This window comes from Desulfocurvus vexinensis DSM 17965, from assembly GCF_000519125.1.
Classification (GTDB): domain Bacteria; phylum Desulfobacterota; class Desulfovibrionia; order Desulfovibrionales; family Desulfovibrionaceae; genus Desulfocurvus; species Desulfocurvus vexinensis.
The window spans coordinates 357,171-376,455 of record NZ_JAEX01000002.1 but is presented as its reverse complement, the minus strand read 5'-3'; the positions used below and the strand labels follow the sequence as shown (position 1 = coordinate 376,455).

Annotated in this window: 18 protein-coding genes; 9 read left to right on the top strand and 9 right to left on the bottom strand. The window is 70.9% G+C overall.

Annotation, left to right across the window (positions count from 1 at the left end; translation table 11 throughout):
- Positions 1–6: 6 nt before the first annotated feature.
- The 4 genes from G495_RS0104695 to G495_RS0104680 all read right to left on the bottom strand — a co-directional run bounded on the left by G495_RS0104695 (position 7) and on the right by G495_RS0104680 (position 4,814).
- Complete coding sequence (locus tag G495_RS0104695; protein WP_156939578.1) at positions 7–2,283, bottom strand: molybdopterin-dependent oxidoreductase; 2,277 nt, start codon at positions 2,281–2,283, stop codon at positions 7–9.
- A gap of 22 nt (positions 2,284–2,305) precedes the next feature.
- Positions 2,306–2,875: a TorD/DmsD family molecular chaperone gene (locus G495_RS20190; RefSeq protein WP_051445070.1), complete on the bottom strand. Its 570-nt coding sequence runs from the start codon at positions 2,873–2,875 to the stop codon at positions 2,306–2,308.
- Between the two features lie 122 nt (positions 2,876–2,997).
- Positions 2,998–4,329, bottom strand: coding sequence for a helix-turn-helix domain-containing protein (locus G495_RS0104685; RefSeq protein ID WP_028586849.1), 1,332 nt, complete (start codon positions 4,327–4,329; stop codon positions 2,998–3,000).
- Between the two features lie 101 nt (positions 4,330–4,430).
- The gene (locus G495_RS0104680) at positions 4,431–4,814 is read right to left on the bottom strand and encodes a hypothetical protein (RefSeq protein WP_028586848.1); all 384 of its coding nucleotides are present in this window, start codon (positions 4,812–4,814) and stop codon (positions 4,431–4,433) included.
- Positions 4,815–4,992: 178 nt separating this feature from the next.
- Between G495_RS0104680 and G495_RS0104675 the strand changes: the two genes are divergently transcribed.
- The gene (locus G495_RS0104675; protein ID WP_028586847.1) at positions 4,993–5,889 is read left to right on the top strand and encodes a LysR family transcriptional regulator; all 897 of its coding nucleotides are present in this window, start codon (positions 4,993–4,995) and stop codon (positions 5,887–5,889) included.
- Positions 5,890–6,203: 314 nt separating this feature from the next.
- Here G495_RS0104675 and G495_RS20185 read toward each other — a convergent pair whose 3' ends face one another.
- Positions 6,204–6,971 carry a MauE/DoxX family redox-associated membrane protein gene (locus G495_RS20185; RefSeq protein WP_051445069.1) on the bottom strand — a complete coding sequence of 256 codons (768 nt, stop codon included), beginning with the start codon at positions 6,969–6,971 and terminating at the stop codon, positions 6,204–6,206.
- Complete coding sequence (locus G495_RS20180) at positions 6,968–7,531, bottom strand: rhodanese-like domain-containing protein (RefSeq protein ID WP_028586846.1); 564 nt, start codon at positions 7,529–7,531, stop codon at positions 6,968–6,970. Before G495_RS20180 ends, G495_RS20185 begins: the two co-directional genes overlap by 4 nt.
- Positions 7,532–7,709: 178 nt before the next feature.
- Here G495_RS20180 and G495_RS0104660 point away from each other — a divergent pair, with 178 nt between their 5' ends.
- Positions 7,710–8,528 (top strand): rhodanese-like domain-containing protein, encoded by an 819-nt coding sequence (locus G495_RS0104660; RefSeq protein WP_028586845.1) that lies wholly within the window; start codon positions 7,710–7,712, stop codon positions 8,526–8,528.
- A gap of 9 nt (positions 8,529–8,537) precedes the next feature.
- Here G495_RS0104660 and G495_RS0104655 read toward each other — a convergent pair whose 3' ends face one another.
- Positions 8,538–9,290: a TlyA family RNA methyltransferase gene (locus tag G495_RS0104655; RefSeq protein ID WP_028586844.1), complete on the bottom strand. Its 753-nt coding sequence runs from the start codon at positions 9,288–9,290 to the stop codon at positions 8,538–8,540.
- Positions 9,291–9,549: 259 nt separating this feature from the next.
- Between G495_RS0104655 and G495_RS0104650 the strand changes: the two genes are divergently transcribed.
- From G495_RS0104650 to G495_RS17665, 7 genes are all read left to right on the top strand, one after another.
- Positions 9,550–10,881: a [FeFe] hydrogenase, group A gene (locus tag G495_RS0104650; RefSeq protein ID WP_028586843.1), complete on the top strand. Its 1,332-nt coding sequence runs from the start codon at positions 9,550–9,552 to the stop codon at positions 10,879–10,881.
- 19 nt (positions 10,882–10,900) lie between these two features.
- Positions 10,901–11,245, top strand: a complete 345-nt coding sequence (locus tag G495_RS0104645; protein ID WP_028586842.1) for an iron hydrogenase small subunit — start codon at positions 10,901–10,903, stop codon at positions 11,243–11,245.
- A gap of 557 nt (positions 11,246–11,802) precedes the next feature.
- Positions 11,803–12,045: a TM1266 family iron-only hydrogenase system putative regulator gene (locus G495_RS0104640; protein ID WP_028586841.1), complete on the top strand. Its 243-nt coding sequence runs from the start codon at positions 11,803–11,805 to the stop codon at positions 12,043–12,045.
- A 2-nt stretch (positions 12,046–12,047) separates the two neighbouring features.
- Positions 12,048–14,084, top strand: coding sequence for a TonB-dependent receptor (locus tag G495_RS0104635; protein WP_028586840.1), 2,037 nt, complete (start codon positions 12,048–12,050; stop codon positions 14,082–14,084).
- The gene (locus G495_RS0104630; protein WP_028586839.1) at positions 14,085–15,074 is read left to right on the top strand and encodes an ABC transporter substrate-binding protein; all 990 of its coding nucleotides are present in this window, start codon (positions 14,085–14,087) and stop codon (positions 15,072–15,074) included. It abuts the gene before it with no gap.
- Entirely contained in the window at positions 15,071–15,838 is a 768-nt protein-coding gene (locus G495_RS0104625; protein WP_035250914.1) for an ABC transporter permease, read from the top strand. Before G495_RS0104630 ends, G495_RS0104625 begins: the two co-directional genes overlap by 4 nt.
- On the top strand, positions 15,835–16,599 hold the full coding sequence (locus G495_RS17665) for an ATP-binding cassette domain-containing protein (RefSeq protein WP_084457846.1): 765 nt from the start codon (positions 15,835–15,837) through the stop codon (positions 16,597–16,599). The genes G495_RS0104625 and G495_RS17665 overlap by 4 nt, the downstream gene beginning before the upstream one ends.
- 9 nt (positions 16,600–16,608) lie before the next feature.
- Here G495_RS17665 and G495_RS0104615 read toward each other — a convergent pair whose 3' ends face one another.
- On the bottom strand, positions 16,609–17,115 hold the full coding sequence (locus G495_RS0104615; protein WP_169734351.1) for a molybdopterin-dependent oxidoreductase: 507 nt from the start codon (positions 17,113–17,115) through the stop codon (positions 16,609–16,611).
- Positions 17,116–17,782: 667 nt separating this feature from the next.
- Positions 17,783–19,231 carry a threonine synthase gene (gene thrC / locus G495_RS0104610; RefSeq protein ID WP_028586836.1) on the bottom strand — a complete coding sequence of 483 codons (1,449 nt, stop codon included), beginning with the start codon at positions 19,229–19,231 and terminating at the stop codon, positions 17,783–17,785.
- Positions 19,232–19,285 lie beyond the last annotated feature (54 nt).

Sequence of the window (19,285 nt, the reverse complement as noted above, 5' to 3'; positions counted from 1 at the left end):
TTCCTCCTAGGCCCTGGCCACGTCGGCGAACTGGTCATGAATGGCGACGCCGGGGGCCCCGGTCTTGTACGCGCCCATGTCCGAGGACTCGTCGTCCACGAGGTACTGGCAGTTGAAGTCGTTGTTGCGGAACCACGCCTCGTACATCAGGACGCACCCGGCGGGCACGTTGTCCGTCAGCTTGGCCTCCAGGCGCACCTCGCCGGTCTTGTTGAACACGCGCACCATGTCGCCGCTGGCGATGCCGCGCTGGGCCGCCGTGGCGGGGTGCAGGTAGACGAAGGGCTTGGGGTTGAAGTCCTCCATCCAGTCCAGGTTCACGAACTGGGAGTGGATGGAGAACTTGGTGTGCGGGGTGAGCACGCGCAGCTTGTCGTAGGCCGGGCGCGGCGCCTTGTAGGCCGGCAGGGCCTGGTGGCCGTGCTCGGCGCACAGCTCGGACTGGAACTCGTACTTGCCCGAGGGCGTGGCGAACTTCAGGTCGTGCCACGCGGCGGGATGCATGCGCGCCTTGCGCGGGCCCTGGCGCAGATCCTCCCAGTCCTTGATGCCCAGCATGTCGTAGATGCCGGAGTTGAACTCCCTGGCCATCCAGTCCCTGGTGTCGATCTCGGTGGGGAAGGTGCAGGAGCCGGGCCTGCGCTCGTTCATGGCCTTGGACAGCGCGGCGGCGATCTCGATGTTCGACTTGGTTTCGTACATCGGCTGGATGGCCTGCTCGTTGATGCCCACCCAGTAGTGCCAGTACGAGGCGTTGATGGTCCATTCCTCGAACAGCGTGGTCACGGGCAACACGATGTCGGACTGCTTGACCGTCTCGTTGAAGAACTGGTCCACGGTGACAACCAGCTCCAGGGAGTCGAAGGCGCGCTGGAGCTTGGCGCGGTCGAAGTCCTGGCTCATGGGGTTCTTGCACGACACCCACAAGACGCGTACCGGCGGCTCCTTGGCGTCGAGGATCTCCTGGGCGATCTTGTTGATGTTCATGGAGCGGTCGGTGTACTCCACGGCGCCTTCGTCCCCGGCGAAGTGGAAGTCGCCCTTGAGGGCGCCGCCGCCCACGAAGCCCTTGGCGCCCTCGGGGCGCGGCTGGAGCAGGGCGTGGTAGTTGAAGCCCCAGGTTTGCAGATGGCCGTAGCGCGCGCCGCCGCCGACCTTGCCCACGTTGCCCGTCATGGCCACCAGGGCGTCGATGCTGCGCACGCTGGCCCCGCCGTTGACGTGGCGCTGCATGCCGTAGCCGATCCAGATGGTGGCGGGCTTGGCCTGGGCGAACTCCTCGGCCACCTCGGCGATCTGCTGCGCGGGGATGCCCGACTGCTGGGCGGCCCACTCCAGGCTGACCTCGCTGCGCAGGTAGTCGGCAAAGGCGTCGAAGCCCACGGAATTGGCGCGCACCCAGGGCTCGTCCACCAGGCCCTTGTCCAGGATATGCCGGGCCATGCCCAGGGCCAGGGCGCCGTCGGAAGAGGTCTCCACCTGCCAGAACACGTCGGCCTTGGCTGCGGTCTGGGTCAGGATGGGGTCGATGACCACGACCTTGGCCCCGCGCCGCCGGGCCTCGTAGATGTACTTCATGCTGTGCACGGAACACCACGCCGGGTTGCCGCCCCACAGGATGATGTAACGCGAGTCCACCATGTCCTCGGGATCGTTGCACCACATGTTGCCCATGTCGTAGTTCTGGGCGTCGATGCCTGCGGGCCAGCAGGGCGTGCCCATGAAGCGCGTGGTGTAGCCCAGGGAGGTCAGCATGCCCTCCACGCCGTAGTTGGTGATGCCGAAGTTGCCGGAGTATTTGGTCAGCCCCAGGCCGAGCATGGTGCCGTCCTTGTCCTGGATCTCAAGGAGCTTGTCGGCGATGCGCCCCATGGCTTCTTCCCAGGAAACGCGCTTCCAGTTGCCGCTGCCCCGGCCCTGCTGCACCATGGGGTATTTGATGCGGTCGGGGCTGTAGGGGCGGCGGGTGTAGCTGTAGCCCTTCACGCACAGCCCGCCGTGGGTGAAGGTCGATTCCGGCGCGCCCTCGACGAACTGGATCACGCCGTCCTTGACGTAGGTCTTGATGCTGCATGTGTCGTAGCAGTTGCGCGGGCAGGCGTTGCGGAAAACGTCGTAGTTGCCCTCGTAGGCGATGGTTTTGGCCGCTGCCGGTGCGGGCGCCAGCAGGCCGCAGGGCAGCGCCGCCGCCACGCCCGAGGCCAGCAGCCCCTGCAGGAACCGCCTGCGGTCCAGGGTCGGGCCGCAGGCCCGGTCCCGCTGTTGGGGGGTCTTGTACCTCATGCCATCCTCCAAGGTGAGAGGTTCATCCGGCGGCCACGGTGCCCGCAGCCGCCCTTTCGTCTTCCATCCAGTCCTGCAGCCGGCGCACGGCGTGGAGCACGCCCGGGGCGGCCTCGCCGCTGCGCTCCACCGCGCGCACCAGCCCGGGAATCCACGCCGCCATGTGCTCGGCCACCAGGAAGGCCCGCAGCCGGGCCAGCCCCTCGTCCGGGGTCGCGTCCAGGCTGGCGGCCATGGCCTCGGCGGCGTCCAGCTCCAGGCTCAGGTGGTCGTCGGGCAACGCCCCGCCCCAGGGCGAGGCCAGGCCCGCCGCCGCGTAGATGCGCCGCACAAGAAGCGTTGTCGGGCCCATGACCTGGGGCTCGGCGTCGAGATACACCGAGGCGAAGGGCGGCGCCTGGAGCGCGCCGGGGCCCACGAAGAGGCGGTTGAAGGCGAATTCCTCGCGCTCCCAGTCGTCCACGCGCGGCGCCGGGGCGCCGGGCACCGCGCCCAGGCGCGCGTAGGCCTGGCGCAGCGCCTCCCCGCCCGAGGCGAAGAAGAAGTCGCGCAGCGCCGTGGTCAGGGCCGTCCTGTCCTGTCGTGATTCCATGGGGCCTCCCTGCGTTGCGTCCCCCCTGCCGGGAAAGGGAGGACCATCCATGTTCCATTGGATACGCCAGGCGCACCCAGGGCAACAAGGTGAGGGAGCGGTGATAAAATGGGTATTCCTATCTACCCAATAGGAGAAAAGGCGGCGTCGATGGTCTGCAGGAAGGTGTAGAGGCTGACGCCCTGGCCCTGGAGCCCGAGCTTCTTGCGGATGTTCTTGCGGTGGGTCTGGACGGTGCCCGGGGAGAGGTGCATGGCCTCGGCGATGTCCTTGGTGGAGCTTCCGGCCTGCAGGAAGCGGCAGACCCGCAGCTCCGCCGGGGTGAGCTTGAGCAGGCGGGCGTCCTGCCCGCCGTCCGTGCCCGGGGCCAGGCGCACCATCTGGTCTTCCAGCACGTCCGCGTAGCCCTTGCGCACGGCGGGGTCGTCCTGGGCGCGGATGCGGGCCAGGGCGGGCAGCATGACGGTCTTCACCGTATGGGCCACGGCGCGCCCAAATTCCTCGCGCTCCTTCTCGATGGAGCCCAGGACGTGGCGCAGGGTGATGTTCATCTCTTCGAGCTGGGATTTCTCGCGCAACAGATCCTCGGTACGCTGGGAGACGACGCGTTCGAGGATGGCGCGCTGGGTGACGTGGGGCGTGATGTCGCTGAGCACCACCAGGGATTCCGTGGACGCGAGGCTCACGGTGCTGAGCGGCACGAATTTCATTTCCAGGAACCGCCCGTCCGCCATGGGAATCTCGTGGGACGACTCCACGGGGTAGAAGCGGCGCAGGTCGGCCATGCTGTGGCCTTCCAGGCCCAGGGCGTCCCACAGGGCCTCGCCCACGGGGTCGCGCCCCAGGCTGACCACGGCGGCCTCGTTGGCCTCGGCAATGACGCCCTGCTCCCCGACCACCAGCACCATGTCGGAGATGGCGGCCAGCATGTTTTCGAACTTGTTCTTGCCCAGGGTCAGTTCGCGGTTGGTGGCGTCCAGGCGCCTGCGGGTCTCGTGGCCGGACTTGGCGTCCCAGCCGTCCATGACGATGGCGGCGTAGGCGTCGCCATAGCGCCGCACGAGGTGCAGGGCGGCGGCACGCTCGGCGGCGGGGGCGTCCTGGGCCTCGATGATCTCCTCGATGGAATGCACCAGGGTCTGCAGGCAGCCCAGGAACATGCCCGCCGTCACGCCGCGCGAATGGTGGCGCCGTGCGGTCTCCACCAGGGGGTCGGCCCAGCCGTCGGCGTTGCGGATGAGCGTTTCAAAGCCCGGGGCGCTGCCGCCCTGGCGCAGGCGCTCCAGCAGCGGCTCCAGGAACCACTGGAAGGACAGGGTGCAGTCCTCCCGCTTGGCGGTGGTGAAGGCCAGATACCCGGCCAGCCCCATGCGCCGGGTCCAGATTTCCAGAAAGCTCTCCAGGTGCTCGGGCAGCGCCAGAACCAGCGCCACCCCGGGGGCGGGTGCGGCCATGCGGACTCCTTGTCCCCAAGGCTAGCGCATTTTGGCGGGCATGAGAAGCCGTGCGGCCATGGACACCCCCCGCCCGGGCGGGAGGGCACGGCCCCGCGCCGTCAGGGCAGGCCGCAGGCCAGGCGGCAGCGGCTGGCGGCCTCGGCCATGCCCGCCCCGGCGTCCACGGCGGCGGCGATGCAGGCCTCGCAGGCCGTGGGCAGCGGCGAGAGCCGCCCGGGGTCGGCGCGCAGCAGGCGGTAGCGCAGGGCAAACAGGTCCTGGTCCGCCGCGCGGGGGGCGGGCCCGCGCCAGGAGGCGCTGCGGGCCAGGGACGCGAAATCTCCGGGGCCCGAGGCGGAAACGGCGGAAGCGGAAGGGGCCAGGGCATCGGGGGCGGCGGGGGCCAGGGCGCCCAGGGCAGCGGGCAGGACCAGGGCCAGCGCCAGACCCAGGGCCGGGACAAGGCGCCACAGACAGCGCAGGGGCGAAATGCGGCAGGACATGCTTCCTCCGGGCCCCCCGCAGGGGAGGGGCGCTGGCCGGGCCTGGACGAAAACCCCGGGATGGGGCACCATCCGCTGGCCGACGCAGCCACCCTACTCCGGGCCGCGCCCGGCGATCCAACGAGAGTCTTCGAACCCCGCGTTCGGCCCAGCCGAACGCCCAGCCCGCGAGCCGAACATGGAACTCTATCAGCTGCGCACCTTCGTGGCCGTGGCCGAGGAAGGCCACCTGACCCGCGCCGCCGGGCGCGTCCACGCCAGCCAGTCCACCGTCAGCGCGCAGATCAAGGCCCTGGAGGATGAGCTGGGGCTGGCGCTGTTCGAGCGCACGCCCCGGGGCATGCGCCTGACCCCGGGCGGCCAGGAGCTGCTCGGGCGGGCCCGCGAGGCCCTGGCCAGCGCCCAGGGCCTGCTGGAAACCGCGCGCGCCCTGCGCGGCCAGCTCACGGGCACGGCGCATGTGGGGCTGAACACCTGCCCGGACCTGCTGCGCGGGGCCCGGCTCATGGCCGTGCTGCGCCGCGAGCACCCGGGGGTGCAGGTGCGCTTCAGCAACACCATGTCCCACCGCGTGCTGGCCGACGTGGCCGCCGGGGATCTGGACGCAGGCTATGTGTTCGGGACATTTTCCGGGGAGTTCGACGCGCTGACGGTCATGCGGACGCCCATGCGCGTGGTGGGGCCCGTGGCCTGGGCCGGGCGGCTGGCGGCCACGGCCTGCGACGGGCTGGCGGCCCTGCCCTGGGTCTGGACGCCGCCGGAATGCCCGTTCACCCAGGTGGCCGAGGCGCTGTTCCCCGAGCGGGACCGCTGCCCCGAGAAGGCCGCCGTGGCCGATGATGAATCCGTGGTGCTGGCGCTGGTGGAGGCCGGGCACGGGCTGGCACTGATGCGCGAACCCGAGGCCCTGGCCGCAGCGGCGCGGGGCGCCGTGGCCCTGCACCCCCACAGCCCGGGCACCATGGCCCTGAGCTTCGTCACCAGCTCCCGCCGGGCTGGCGAAGGGCTCGTGCGCGCCCTGGCCGGGGCCGTGCGCGAGGTCTGGGGCCTGCCCGCCGAGGCCGGGGCGGCCTAGCTGCGGACACGACAGGCTGACTGCTGAAAAATCCTCCCCAGGCCGTTCAAAAAAGGCGCGGCAGCGCGGAAAAATCCGGGCCCTCGCATGTCGAGACAGACGCGGGGGCCTGGTTTTTGAACAACGCGGCAGACCAGTATTTCGGGCAGCCTGCCGGGGCGTTTCGGCTGGTCAATCGCGGGCGATGCAGGCTTGGCGGCAGGCCCGGGCGGTTGGAAACGCGCTCTGGGGTTTTCCCCCGGGCCTGAAACGCTCCGGGGCCGCCCTCGCTGGCGAAGGCGGCCCCGGCAAGGCAGGCTGCAAGCCGAAACGCCCTAGAACTTCCGGGCGGCCTCGTCGTCTTCGTCGTTTTCTGCGGAGGCGGCAGGCTGCGTGGCAGGGGCGGGCTGCGCGACGGCCACGGGCTGCGGGTCGGCCCCGGGTTCAGGCTGGGCGGGGGCCTCGGGCTGGCCCTGGCCTTCCTCCTGTTCCGGCGCGTCCGGCATCTCCAGGGCCAGGGCCGGGGCGGCCTCGGGCGCGGCGAACACCGGGGCGGGCTCTGCGGGCCGGGGGTCGGCCTGGGGCGCATCGCCCACCACCAGCACGCCGTTTTGCACCGCAGGCTCGCCGAAGGCCGACGCGGGCGGGCGCGTGAACACGTTCCAGAAGCGCAGCGAGGCCCGGCGCCTGCGCTCCTCCCAGATCGCCCGGCCCAGCACCAGCAGGCCCACGGCCAGGATCACGCCGTCGCGGATCATGTCCGCCCGCATGGAAGCCCCGGCCTGGGGCGCCACGGTGAAGCAGCCACACTGCACGTCCAGCCCGCGCATGACGCTCACGCCCAGCGCCGCCAGGAAAACCACCAGCAGCGTGCACAGCACCAGGGCCGCGCCCCGCGTCCAGACCCCGGCCACCAGAGCCGCGCCGCAGGCGATCTCCACCCAGGGCAGCAGCAGGGCCACGGGGTTCACCAGGGCTTCGGGCAAAAGCTGATAATTGGCCACGATGGCCGCAAACTCCACGGGGTAGGCCGCCTTGGATACGGCGGCGGCCAGGAAGGTCAGCCCGAACAGTACGCGCAGGGTCGTGAAGAACGCGCTCATTGGGCCACCTCCACCGGGCCGCCCGCAGCGGTCCACTCGGCCATGCCCCCGGGGTACACGCTCAGGGCCTCGTAGCCCATGGAGTCCAGGAACAGGGCCAGCTCATGGGCCATGGGACAGGTGGGCGAGCTGCAATACAGCACCAGGGGCCGCGCAGGGTCCGGCGCTTCCAGCAGGGCCGCGATCTGGTCCTCGAACAGCCCGGGCGCCACGTTCAGTGCGCCGGGGATATGGCCCAGGGCGAAGTCCGCAGCGAAGCGGGCGTCCACGAAACGGGCCTGCCCGGCGGCGTGCAGGGCCAGGGCCTGGGCGGTGTCCACCTCGGGCACGGCGGGGGCGGCGGGGGCCGGGGCGGCCTCGCCCGGAGCGCCCGGAGCGGTGGCGGCCTCGGGCGCCGCGCCCATGGCGGCGGACGCGGCCGGGGCCTCGGGCAGCCCGCTGCCCAGCCAGGGCAAGGGTACGGGGCGCGACAGGTTGACCACCGCGGCCATGGCGGCGGCAAGCGCCAGCAGGGCCAGCGCTTCCAGGAGCAGGGTTCGCGACGCGGACAGGGGCGGCATGGACATCCTCCGGGGCCGTTGTGTGGCTTTGGTTCCCAGGGCTATACCCGCTTCGGCGCCACGGGGCAAACATGTTTTTGCCTGGAACCCGCGCCCGGAAAGGGCTAGAAGGAATCAACCGCCCCCGCGCGGCCCCACACCACCCCGCTCCACCCCGCCCTACCCCGGAGGACGCCCCATGCCACAGCACCGGACCATGGATGCCGACCAGGCCAGAAGCTGGCTCGCCGCGCGCAAGCCGCAGGACCACACCCTGCTCGACGTGCGCCAGGACTGGGAATACGCCGAGGCGCACCTGCCCGGCGCCCGGCACATCCCCCTGGGCGAACTGGCCGAGCGCGCGGGCGAGCTGGACCCCGGGCGGCCCACGGTGGTCTACTGCCGCACCGGGGGCCGCAGCGCGGCGGCGGCGGCCCTGCTCGCGGGCCGGGGCTTCGCCCAGGTCTTCAACCTTGCGGGGGGCATCACGGCCTGGAGCGGCGCGGCGGCGGCGGGCCCGCCCGACGCCGGGCTGCGCGCCCTGCCCGAGAACGGCGACCCGGCGCAGATCGTGCTGCGCGCCTGGGGCATGGAGGCCGCCCTGGGCGACTTCTACACCGCCATGGCCGGGCAGACCCGGGGCGAGGTGGCCGCCACGCTGACGCGCCTGGCGGGCTTCGAGGAGCGGCACAAGGCCCGGCTGCTGGAGACCTACCGGCGCATGACCGGGCGCGAGCCGGAGCCCGGGGCCGGGGGTTCGCCCGGCGAGGCCGCGCCCCTGGAGGGCGGGCTCAGCGCTGCCGAGTTCATCGCCCTGCACGGCCCGGACTTCACCGACCCGCGCGCGGTGGTGGAGACGGGCATGATGTTCGAGGCCCAGGCCATGGACCTCTACGCGCGCTGCGCCGCCCGCGCCGCAACCCCCGAAGCCCGCGACCTGCTCGCCACCCTGGCCCGCGAGGAACAGGCCCACCTGAAGGCCCTGGGCTCCGTGCTGGACCGGCTGGACCGGGACTGAGACCGCCCCCTACGCCCCCGGCTTCTCCAGGTACACGATGTACTCCTGGTTGCCCTTGGGGCCGGTGATGCGCGAGGGCACTTCGCCCAGGAAGGCCAGCCCCAGCTCGGCGGTGCAAAACGCCAGCACGCCGTCCACGGCGGCGCGCCGGGCGGCCTCGTCGCGGACCACGCCCTTGACCGTGCCCCCGGGCCCAACCTCGAACTGCGGCTTGACCAGCGCCGCCACCCGCCCCCCGGGCCGCAAAAAGCGCAGGCACGGCCCGAGCACCTTGGTCAGCGAAATGAACGACACATCGGCCACCACCAGGTCCACCGGCTCGGGAATCAGGCCGTCGGGGGCGATGCGCAGGTTCACGCGCTCCAGGTTCACCACCCGGGGGTCCTGGCGCAGGCTCTGGTCGAGCTGGCCGTAGCCCACGTCCACGGCGTAGACCCGCGTGGCCCCGTGTTGCAGCAGGCAGTCGGTGAACCCGCCCGTGGAGGCCCCGGCGTCCAGGCATACCATCCCGGCGGGGTCGATGCCGAAGTGCTCGATGGCCGTAAGCAGCTTGAAGGCCCCGCGCGACACGAAACGCCGCCCGCCCAGCACTTCCAGCACCGCGTCCTCGCGCAACTGGTGCCCGGGCTTGGGCACGGGCACCATGCGCCCGCCCTGCTCCATGCGCACCTGGCCCGCCATGATCAGGCTCTTGGCCTTCTCGCGGCTCTCGGCAAGGCCCTGCTGGAACAGGAGCTGGTCGGCACGGATCTTCGGGGGCATGGGCTCTCCGGGGCTGTGGGGTCGGGTCGCGCCGTGGGCGCTGCCCCGGTTCATGCCCCAAGGCCCGGGCCTTGGCAAGGGGCGCCCTGGCCGCCCGGAACGCACCATCGTGCGGTCCGGAAGCTGCCGTTCCTGGCGCTGAAAATCCCCATCGCCCCTTGACGGTTACTTTTTTTCATATTATCGACGTTTCGTGCTACGCATTTCAATTTAATCACCGCAACGCGCCACGACGTGGCGCTCACAAGGAGGTCTGCCTATGGCAGGTTGCAGGGCCCAGAGCCCACCCGTGGCCCCTGTGGATCTTTCTTCCATTCAACCAGTCAAGGAGGGAACGATGAGGGAGATCGAAGGCGTTTTCTACCAGAGCAACGCGCCCAAGGGCGTGGACCCGGCGAACATCTTCTTCGTCCAGGTCGACGCCACCAAGTGCGAGGCCTGCGGCACGTGCGAAGAGGTGTGCCCCACCGGCATCATCCAGTCCATCAACGACGACGGCATCCGTCAGGTGGTCAACACCGCCGCGTGCGTGAACTGCGGCCAGTGCCTGGTCAACTGCCCGTTCGGCGCCATCTACGAGGGTGTGTCCTACGTGGACGAGATCTTCGAGAAACTGCGCGACCCGAACACCATCGTCGTCTCCATGCCCGCTCCCGCCGTGCGCTACGGCCTGGGCGAGTGCTTCGGCAACCCCACGGGCGCCTACGTGGGCGGCAAGATGCACGCGGCCCTCAAGGCCATGGGCTTCGACTACGTCTGGGACAACGAGTTCACCGCCGACGTGACCATCATGGAAGAAGGCACCGAGCTCATCCAGCGCGTGCAGGAGCAGGGCAAGAAGGGCGCGCGGCCCCTGCCGCAGTTCACGTCCTGCTGCCCGGGCTGGGTCAAGTTCGCCGAGAGCTTCTACCCGGACCTGTTGCCCAACATGTCCAGCTGCAAGTCGCCCATCGGGATGCTCGGCCCGCTGGCCAAGACCTACGGCGCCCACGAGATCCACGCCGAGGGCAAGAAGATCTATACCGTGTCCATCATGCCCTGCATCGCCAAGAAGTTCGAAGGTTTGCGCCCCGAGTTGGCCGACAGCGGCTTCCGCGACATCGACGCGACCATCGACACCCGCGAGCTGGCCTACATGATCAAGACCGCAGGCATCGACTTCAACAACCTGCCCGACATCCAGCCCGACCCGGTGCTGGGCATGTCCACCGGCGCGGCCACCATCTTCGGCAACTCCGGCGGCGTCATGGAAGCGGCCCTGCGCCTGGCCTACGAGGTGCTTTCGGGCAAGAAGCTGGGCGACCCGGACATCAAGATCGTGCGCACCCACGAGGGCATCAACACCGCCGACGTGGACGTGCCGGGTTTCGGTACGGTCAAGGTGGCCGTGGCCAGCGGCCTGCAGAACGCGGCCAAGCTGTGCGACGAAGTGCGCGCGGGCACCTCGCCCTACCACTTCATCGAGATCATGACCTGCCCCGGCGGGTGCGTGAACGGCGGCGGACAGCCCATCGACCCGTCCCTGCGCGCGTCCCTGTTCCAGAACGCCGTGGCCCGCATCACCAAGCGCTTCGAGCACCGCACCGCCTAACCTGCCAGGAGGACGAACAATGAGCGGCATTGCCACCATGTCCCGACGCGGCTTCCTCAAGGCCGCCGCCATCGTGACCGGATACACCATCGTCGGCCTGCGCTTCGCGGGCTCGGCCATCGCCAGCATGGGCGGCTACGTCGGCCTGCGCCAGCAGTCCGTGTACGACACCGACGCCAAGGTCTACAAGATCCGCAAGTCCCAGGACAACCCCATGGTCCAGAAGCTGTACGACCACAAGGACGGCTTCCTGCACGACGGCCCCTGCGGCCACATGTCCCACCACCTGCTGCACACCCACTACGACGACCGCAGCGCCCGCATCGCGGCCCTCAAGGCCAAGGGCGTGAAGCTGGCCCTGTAGCCCCAAGGTCAATGCGGCCTGAGTGCAGGACGCCCGCAAGGCGTCTGACCCAAGGGCCCGCATCCTCCCCAGCGTCTGCGCTGCGCCCGCGCCTCGCCTGCCCCTGCGCTCCCGCTCCGGCCTGCCCCTCGCGCCGCCTCCGCGCCCGCCTGCCCCTGCGCTCCCGCTCCGGCCCTTTGGCCCGCGCCTTGGGCCCAGCCTGCGCCGCCCCTGTTCCCCGCGCCCGCCCCTGCCTCACGCCCTGCCCCCCTACGCCAACCCCAGCACCTGGCGGACTATGTAGCACGATTTCAAATTTTTTATCTGATTTCCGCCCGTGCCGCTTGACACGCTTTCTAAAATAGTACACATCTTGATCGCCACGATGGAACATTCGTGACACCTCATCAACCTGGTTTGGGAATCTGCCTGCGGCGAGGAAGCATCTGACCTTCAGGGCGGGGTTCTCCGTAAGGACGACCGCCCGCGCCGCGCCTTCGGACCACCCCTCCCCGTCCCGGACGCCCCCTTCCCCGCCAGGCGGACCCCCCGGCTGCAACATCTGCGGAGTGTCCGTCATGGAAAAGCGCATCGGCGTCATCGGCCTCATCGTCGGCAACAGGACCCAGGCCGCGCCCAAGGTCAACGAGGTGCTGACCCACTTCGGCGAGCTCATCGTGGCCCGCATCGGGCTGCCCTACAAGGAACGCAACGTCAGCGTCATCAGTCTCATCGTCGAGGCCACCACCGACGAACTCGGTGCCCTGACCGGCAAGCTCGGGATGCTCCCGGGCGTGCAGGTCAAGTCCCTGATGGTCTAGCCATGCGCCGCCGCACCCTCATCCGCACCCTGTTTGCGTCGGCCCTGGCCCTGGCCTGCGCCCTGCCCGCGCCCCTGCACGCCCAACAGGGCGGCCAGGCCCAGAACGCCACCGCCCCCACGGTTCTGGACGAAATGATCGTCACCGCGCGCGGCATGGCCAGCTCCCTGTCCAACACCCCCGGCGGCGTGGGCGTGGCCACCGAAACCGATGTGCTCCTCGCGCCCAAGGGCAGCCTGGCCTACGCCGCCGCGCGCATTCCCGGCGTGTTCCACGGCGGCGACTCGCCCTGGGGCCAGGCCATCAACATCCGCGGCCTGTCCGGCTCGTCGGTGATCTTCCTCATCGACGGCAAGCGCGTGAACACGGCCACGGAAATCAACGCCCAGATGGGCTTTGTCCAGCCGCGCGACGTGGAGCGCATCGAGGTGCTCAAGGGCCCGGCGAGCGCGCTCTACGGCTCGGGCTCCCTGGGCGGGGTCATCAACGTCATCACCAAGAAGGGCCGCTTCAGCCAAGAGCCCAGGCTCACGGGCGAAATTTCCCAGGGCTTTTCCAGCAACACCGAGGGAGTGGACAGCTATGGCCGCGCGGCCTTCGAGGACGAGAACCTCTGGGTCCAGCTCTCGGGCGGCCTGCGCGACCACGACGACTACCGCGGCGGCGACGCCACCACCATGACCAACAGCGGCTACGCCGACAACCAGGGCCGCCTGGCCGCCGGGCTGCGCTGGGGCCAGGGCCTGACCACCGAGTTCCAGGCCCTGGTCCTGGAAGCCAACGAGGTCGGCATCCCCGGCGGCTCGTCCACCATGCCCGCCAACGCCCCCGTGACCTACCCGCGCACCAGCAACGCCATGCTCAGCCTGGACACCACCTGGGACGTGGACGCGGGCTGGCTCAAGGCCCTGGAGCTGGACACCTACTACATGAAGAACGACCGGCGCACGCGCATCGAACGGCCCAACGCCGCCGTGCGCGAGATTCGCCCCGTGGGCTCCCACGAAACCGTGGGCGCCAAGCTGCAATCCATCTCCGAGGCGGGCGCACACACCCTGGTGGCCGGGGCCGACGCCTGGCGCTGGCGCATGACTTCCGACCGCACCTACTACCGCACCAACGGCACCATCACCTTCGACGATCCCACGCCCAACGCCACCATGACCTCCATGGGCGTGTTCGCCGAGGACGACTGGGCCCTGCACCCCGACTGGACCCTGAACCTGGGCGCGCGCCTGGACCGCGTGGGCATGGACAACGACGACTCCAGCGGCCGCACCGAGGGCTCGCGCGCCAACACGGGCACCAACGCCCACGCCGGGCTGACCTGGCGCTTCGCCCCGGGCTGGTCGCACAGCCTGCTGGCCGCCGCCAGCTACCGCGCGCCCGACATCATGGAGCGCTTCAAGTCCATCAACCTGGGCGGCGGCGTGACCCTGACCGGCAACCCCGACCTGGACCCCGAGAAATCGCGCTGCCTGGAATACACCCTGCGCTACGCCCAGGGGAGCTTTACGGCCTCGGCCAACGCCTTCGCCAACTGGGTGGACGACCTGATCACCGAGCACCGCGTCTCGGCCACGAACATCACCATGGAGAACGTGGGCAAGGCGCGCATCGTGGGCACCGAGGCCCAGGCCGAATGGCGCTTCGCCCCGCGCTACACGCTCTACGGCAACGTCGCCTGGCTGAGCGGCAAGGACACCAGCGCCGACGAGCCCCTGCCCAACATCGCCCCGCTCATGGGCACCGCCGGGCTGCGCTACGACCGGGGCAACGGCTTCTGGGCCCTGGGCGAAATCGAGTGCGCGGCGGACAGGACCACCGGCCCCGACGACGTGGAAGACCTGCCCGGCTGGGGCACGGCCAACCTCGCGGCGGGCTACGGCGCGGACTCCGGACGCCTGCACCACGACATCGCCCTGCATCTGCGCAACCTGCTCGACCGGCGTTACGTCAATACCCTGGCCAACTCGCGGGGCATGACTGTGCTGGAGCCGGGGTTCAACGCCGAGGTGCTCTACACGGTGTCCTTCTAGATGCGCAGCCCGGTCCGGCTCATCACCCTGATCCTCGCCGTGCTGGGGGCGGCGCTGCTGGCCCAGAGCTGGCAGCCCGCCCCCCACGCCGGGGCCGCCCCGCCGTTGCGTTTCCACACCTCCGGCCAGGCCACCACGCCGCAGATGCCCCTGTGGTCCGCCATTAAGCGCGGCACCCTGCCGGAGCTGGCGGACATGGAGGTGCGCCACTGGAAGAACCTGGACGACCTGCGCGCCAGCCTGCTGGCGGGCCAGGGCGACATCTGGCTCGGGCACCTGGAGGGCTTCGCCCAGGCCGCCCTGCGCGGGGCACCCGTGCGCTTGGTGGCCGTCACCGGCTGGCGCAAGTTCTCGGTGTTGACCACGCGGAAGGACGCCCGGGAGCTGGCCGACCTGGCCGGGCCCGACGGAGTGGTCCGCCTGGCGGTGACGCCCCGGGAGAGCCCGGCCATGGCCGTGCTGCGCGAGGTCGAGCGCCGGGGCGGGCCGCCCATGGCCTTCACCCTGGCCGAGCCGCGCCAGTTGCTGCTGGACGCCACGCGCGGCGAGGTATGCGACATGGTCGTGCCCGAACCGCTGACCACCGTACTGCTGGACAAGGTGCCCGGGCTGCGCGTGCTGGCGGCGGTGGAAGACCTCTACACCCAGGCGGCGGGCGGCGACGGCACCCTGCCCCTGGCCGGGCTGGCCGTCAGCGCCCGGCTGTGCGCAGAGCGCCCCGAGCTGGTGGCCCGCCTGCTGCGGGCCATGGGCGACGAGGCCGTGGCCCTGGCCCAGGACCCCGAGCGGGCCGTGGCCGTGCTGCCCGCCGAGTTCGCCGCCTTCATCGACCCGGCCACGGTGCGCCGCTCCCTGGAGCGCGACCCCATTCAGGTCCGCCCGGCGGCGGATTGCCGCGAGGCCGTGCGCGCCTATCTGGCCCTGGTGCTGCCTGAGAGCGGGGGGCCGGACGGCGCCTCGCGCCTGCCCGAGGGATTCTTTTGGCCATGACCCGCGTGGCCCGCATCGCACCGCTGGCGGTGTCCCTGGGGTTGCTGCTGGGGGGCTGGAGTCTGGCCGGGATGTGGCTGTCGCCCGAACTGGTGCCGCCGCCGTGGCGGGTGCTGCCCGTGCTGGGCGGGCTGGCTGCGGGGGCGGACTTCTGGCACGCCCTGGGGCTGACCGCCGCCCGGGGCGCCCTGGGGTTGGGCCTGGGCCTGAGCGCGGCCCTGGCCCTGGGCATCCCCGCCGGGCTGCACCGCACCGTCGTGGCCCTGCTGGGCCCGCTGGTGGCGGCGCTGCAATCCTGCCCGCCCGTGCTGTGGACCAGCCTGGTCATGGTCTGGGCGGGCACGGGCTCGGCCATGCCTGTGCTGGTGGTCTTCGCCGGGGTCTTCCCGCCGCTGTTCGCCAACGTGGCCCAGGGCTGCGCGGCCCTGGACCCGCGCTACGCGGCCATGGCCCGGCTCTACCGCGTGCCCTGGCCCCGGCGGCTGGCCCGCGAGGTGCTGCCGGGCATCGCCCCGGCGGTGCTGGCCGGGCTGTCCTACGCCATGGCGGCGGCCTGGAAGATCACCGCCGTGGCCGAATACCTGGGCGCCGAGGATGGCTTGGGGGCGCGCATGTACTGGGCCTACCGGATGCTCGATGTGCCCGCGCTGTTCGCCTGGGCCCTGGTGCTCATGCTGGCCGGGGTGGGCCTGGAAATCGGGCTGGTGGCGCGGTTGCGCCGCGCGGCCCTGCGCTACACCAGCCGCGCCCGGGGGACGCAATGAGCGCCCCGGGAGAAGTTCGGAGGGAGGCGCCCCGGGCCGCTGGCGCGGCGCGTGAAGCCGGGCCCGCCACCGCGCCCATGATCGCCCTGGACGGCGTGGCCAAGGCCGCCGGGGGGCGGCTGGTGGTGGGCCGGGCCAGCCTGGGCGTGGCCCCGGGGCGCGGGCTGTGCCTGGCCGGACCCTCGGGCTGCGGCAAGACCACCCTGCTGGAACTGGCGGCGGGCCTGAGCAGGCCCGATGCGGGCAGCGTGCGCCTGGGCACCGCGCGCCTGGGCTGCATGTTCCAGGACGATGTGCTCCTGCCCTGGCTCAGTTGCCGCGACACCGTGGCCTACGTCCTGCGCGGGCCCCTGGCCGCGCGCCGGGAGCGCGCCCGGCCCTGGCTGGAGCGCCTGGGCCTGCCCCAGGGCGCCCTGCCCACGGAGCTTTCGGGTGGCATGCGCCGCCGCCTGAATCTGGCCCGGGCCCTGGCCGTCCGCCCCGAAGCCCTGTTCCTGGACGAACCCTTCGCCTTCCTTGACGCGGCCTGGACGGTCTCGGTGGCCGCCCTGCTCGCCGAAGCCCTGGACGCGGGCACGGCCCTCTTCATGACCAGCCACCAGACCCCCGCCACCCTGGACCCGCGCATCGGCGTGGTCCACGTCGGCGACGCCCCGGGGCCGTTGGTTTTGGACGCGCCGCCGCACACACACCCCACGGTTTGCGAGCCAGCCGCAGGCCCTGGCGCGGATTGCGCCCGCCGCGCCGGGGAACGCCCCTGAGCCGCCGTCCTAGCGCGAGTACCGTTCTTCCTTCCACGGGTCGGCGGAGTTGCTGTAGCCGCGCGTTTCCCAGAAGCCCAACTCGTCGCGCGAGGTCACCTTCAGCCCTTCCACCCACTTGGCGCTTTTATAGAAGTACAGGTCCGGAACCACGGCCCGCACGGGGCCGCCGTTGGGTCCGGGCAGGGGGTAGCCCGACAGGGTGTGCCCCAGAAACACGTTTTCCTTCCGGGCTTCGGCAAGGGGGATGCTCGTGGTGTACCCGTGGGCGGCCTGGATGACGAGAAACCCCGCGCCCTGCACGGGGCGCGCCCTGTCCAACAGGGCGGAAAGCAGCACCCCGCGCCAGGAAGAATCGAGCAGGGTCCACCCGGTCACGCAGTGCACATCGCAGACGAAGTCCGTCTGCCCGAATTCCATGAGCTCCTGGAAGTTGATCTCGTAGGGATTCTCGACTTCCCCGTGGACCCGGAGCCGGAAATCCTGGGGGTCGGGCGAACCGGGCATGCCGCCCATGTTCTCAAGCTCCTCGATCGCAACCTGGCCCGGAGGGAGCCGGGGCCGCCCATCCCTGCGCAACTCCCCGGCCAGACTCCGCTGCCGGGCTTCCGAAACCGTGGCGAACAGGCCGGGCAACCCAATGGCGACCGCAGTTCCCGCCGCAGCAGTCAGAAAAGCACGCCTGGAAAACCGGGGATCATTTCCCATAAGAGACCTCCCTGAACATGGAGCCACGGGGCGGCGGGCACCGGCCCGCCTCGCTTCCCTCGCGGGCCCGGTGCCCAGGCCGCATGCTGGCCCGATGCTTTAAGATATACTGTCGCAAAGAGCGACGGGAAGCACAAGGGCGGAGCATCGGCCTGTTCCCGAAGCCGGACGCCCTGCTCACGGCAGGCGCACAAAATCAAGGGCGCACCGACCGCGCGCCTCCTGGATGGCAATCAGGTTTTCCCCGGTCCGGATAATTGGCCGAGGGTGCGCGGGGGCGTCCAGGCTTCCCCCGGTCCGGCGCGAAGCGTGGCGTTGGCCTCCGCGAACGCGGAGGCGATGAGACCACCCGAGGCGCCGCAAAGGTCGCGGGCAGCGACAGGGTGCAAGCACACGGCCCCGGCCCGCGCTTGCGGGCCGGGGCCGTGTGCCGTGAATCTTTGGAATGCCGGACGCCGGGTCCGGCCCGGGGGCCCTACCGGGCCTTGAGGCCCAGGCGCTCGACCACGGCCTGGGCGGCTTCGGCGGTGTAGTCGGCTGCGGACAGGGCCGCCTTGCGCGCGGGGTCGATGACCAGTTGCGGGCGGTTGGCGTATTCGGGCCGGGGCGTGATGCCGTACTCCGGCGGGAAGGCGTTCTCGTAGTACATATCCTGGAAGCCGATGAACTTGAGCATGTGCGCCGTGGCGTCGAGGATGGCCAGCTCGTCGCGGTCGATGAGCCCCAGCTCGCGGGCGCGCACCAGCCCCGCGAAGCATTCGCCGCCCTGGGTGCAGGCGATGTGCCCGTGGCGGTTGGCGTCGAGCATGCCCTCGACAATGGCCTGCTCCGTGACCTGGACCACCTGGAAGGCCCCGGGACCCCCGGCGGCGAGGTAGCGCTCGGCAAAATGGCGCACGCGCGGAAACGACACCGGGTTGCCGATCATGGCCGCCTGGGCCACGCTGGGCGTCACGGCCACGGGGCGGAACTCCCGCGCGCCCTCGGGCTGGTCGTAGTAGCGCCACACGGGGTCGGCGTGGTGCGACTGCACGCCGAACACGCGCGGCAGGGTCGCGATGACGCCCAGGTCGTAGAGCTTCAGGAACCCGCCCATGATGGCGGTGATATTGCCCGCGTTGCCGATGGGCACGAACACGCACTTGCCCGCCAGATCCCAGTCGTACCACTGGGCGACCTCGAAGGCGTAGGACTCCTGGCCCAGGATGCGCCAGGCGTTCTTGGAGTTCAACAGGGCCACCTGATAGTTGTCCGCCAGGTGTTCCACGACCTTCATGCAGTCGTCGAACACGCCCGGCACCTCCAGGACCACGGCCCCGCTGCCCAGGGGCTGGGCCAGCTGCTGCGGGGTGACCTTGCCCTGGGGCAGGATCACCGCGCTCTTCACGCCGCCGCCCACATAGGCCGCGTACAGCGCCGCCGCCGCCGAGGTGTCGCCCGTGCTGGCGCACACGGCCAGGATGTCGTCCGCGCCCGTGGTGCGGATGAGCTGGCGCAGGAAGCTGAAGGCGCAGGCCATGCCCCGGTCCTTGAAGCTGGCGCTGGGGTTCTGGCCGTCGTTCTTGAAGGCCATCCGCTGGCCGCCCAGGCGCGCCGACAGCGCGGGAGCGGACTCCACGATGGGCGTCTGGCCCTCGCCGAGGTAGACGATGTCGCCCTCCTCCAGCACCGGGGCCATCAGCTCATAGAAGCGGAACACCCCGCGCAGGGCGCTGCGCTTGGCGCCCATGCGCGCGTCGAAGACCTCGCGCCACGCCGCGCCGGAGGTCTGTTTCAGCGCGTCGAAGGCCGTGTCGCGCAGCAGGAAAACCCCGCCGCAGGTCGGGCAGGTGTAGTGCAGCTCGCCGATGCCGTAGGTGGCGCCGCAGCCCAGGCAGACGTATTCCATCCGGCCCCGGTGGGCCGGGAACTCGCAGTGACGCATAACGCTCCTTTGCGCCCGCGCGGGCGCGTCCCCCGGCGCCGCAGCGCCGCAGGG

What these genes read in the sequence shown, in the direction of transcription:
- G495_RS0104695 (WP_156939578.1), bottom strand. Translation starts at nt 2,283, where the DNA reads ATGAGGTACAAGACCCCCCAACAGCGGGACCGGGCCTGCGGCCCGACC.
- G495_RS20190 (WP_051445070.1), bottom strand. Translation starts at nt 2,875, where the DNA reads ATGGAATCACGACAGGACAGGACGGCCCTGACCACGGCGCTGCGCGAC.
- G495_RS0104685 (WP_028586849.1), bottom strand. Translation starts at nt 4,329, where the DNA reads ATGGCCGCACCCGCCCCCGGGGTGGCGCTGGTTCTGGCGCTGCCCGAG.
- G495_RS0104680 (WP_028586848.1), bottom strand. Translation starts at nt 4,814, where the DNA reads ATGTCCTGCCGCATTTCGCCCCTGCGCTGTCTGTGGCGCCTTGTCCCG.
- G495_RS0104675 (WP_028586847.1), top strand. Translation starts at nt 4,993, where the DNA reads ATGGAACTCTATCAGCTGCGCACCTTCGTGGCCGTGGCCGAGGAAGGC.
- G495_RS20185 (WP_051445069.1), bottom strand. Translation starts at nt 6,971, where the DNA reads ATGAGCGCGTTCTTCACGACCCTGCGCGTACTGTTCGGGCTGACCTTC.
- G495_RS20180 (WP_028586846.1), bottom strand. Translation starts at nt 7,531, where the DNA reads ATGCCGCCCCTGTCCGCGTCGCGAACCCTGCTCCTGGAAGCGCTGGCC.
- G495_RS0104660 (WP_028586845.1), top strand. Translation starts at nt 7,710, where the DNA reads ATGCCACAGCACCGGACCATGGATGCCGACCAGGCCAGAAGCTGGCTC.
- G495_RS0104655 (WP_028586844.1), bottom strand. Translation starts at nt 9,290, where the DNA reads ATGCCCCCGAAGATCCGTGCCGACCAGCTCCTGTTCCAGCAGGGCCTT.
- G495_RS0104650 (WP_028586843.1), top strand. Translation starts at nt 9,550, where the DNA reads ATGGCAGGTTGCAGGGCCCAGAGCCCACCCGTGGCCCCTGTGGATCTT.
- G495_RS0104645 (WP_028586842.1), top strand. Translation starts at nt 10,901, where the DNA reads ATGAGCGGCATTGCCACCATGTCCCGACGCGGCTTCCTCAAGGCCGCC.
- G495_RS0104640 (WP_028586841.1), top strand. Translation starts at nt 11,803, where the DNA reads ATGGAAAAGCGCATCGGCGTCATCGGCCTCATCGTCGGCAACAGGACC.
- G495_RS0104635 (WP_028586840.1), top strand. Translation starts at nt 12,048, where the DNA reads ATGCGCCGCCGCACCCTCATCCGCACCCTGTTTGCGTCGGCCCTGGCC.
- G495_RS0104630 (WP_028586839.1), top strand. Translation starts at nt 14,085, where the DNA reads ATGCGCAGCCCGGTCCGGCTCATCACCCTGATCCTCGCCGTGCTGGGG.
- G495_RS0104625 (WP_035250914.1), top strand. Translation starts at nt 15,071, where the DNA reads ATGACCCGCGTGGCCCGCATCGCACCGCTGGCGGTGTCCCTGGGGTTG.
- G495_RS17665 (WP_084457846.1), top strand. Translation starts at nt 15,835, where the DNA reads ATGAGCGCCCCGGGAGAAGTTCGGAGGGAGGCGCCCCGGGCCGCTGGC.
- G495_RS0104615 (WP_169734351.1), bottom strand. Translation starts at nt 17,115, where the DNA reads ATGGGCGGCATGCCCGGTTCGCCCGACCCCCAGGATTTCCGGCTCCGG.
- thrC (WP_028586836.1), bottom strand. Translation starts at nt 19,231, where the DNA reads ATGCGTCACTGCGAGTTCCCGGCCCACCGGGGCCGGATGGAATACGTC.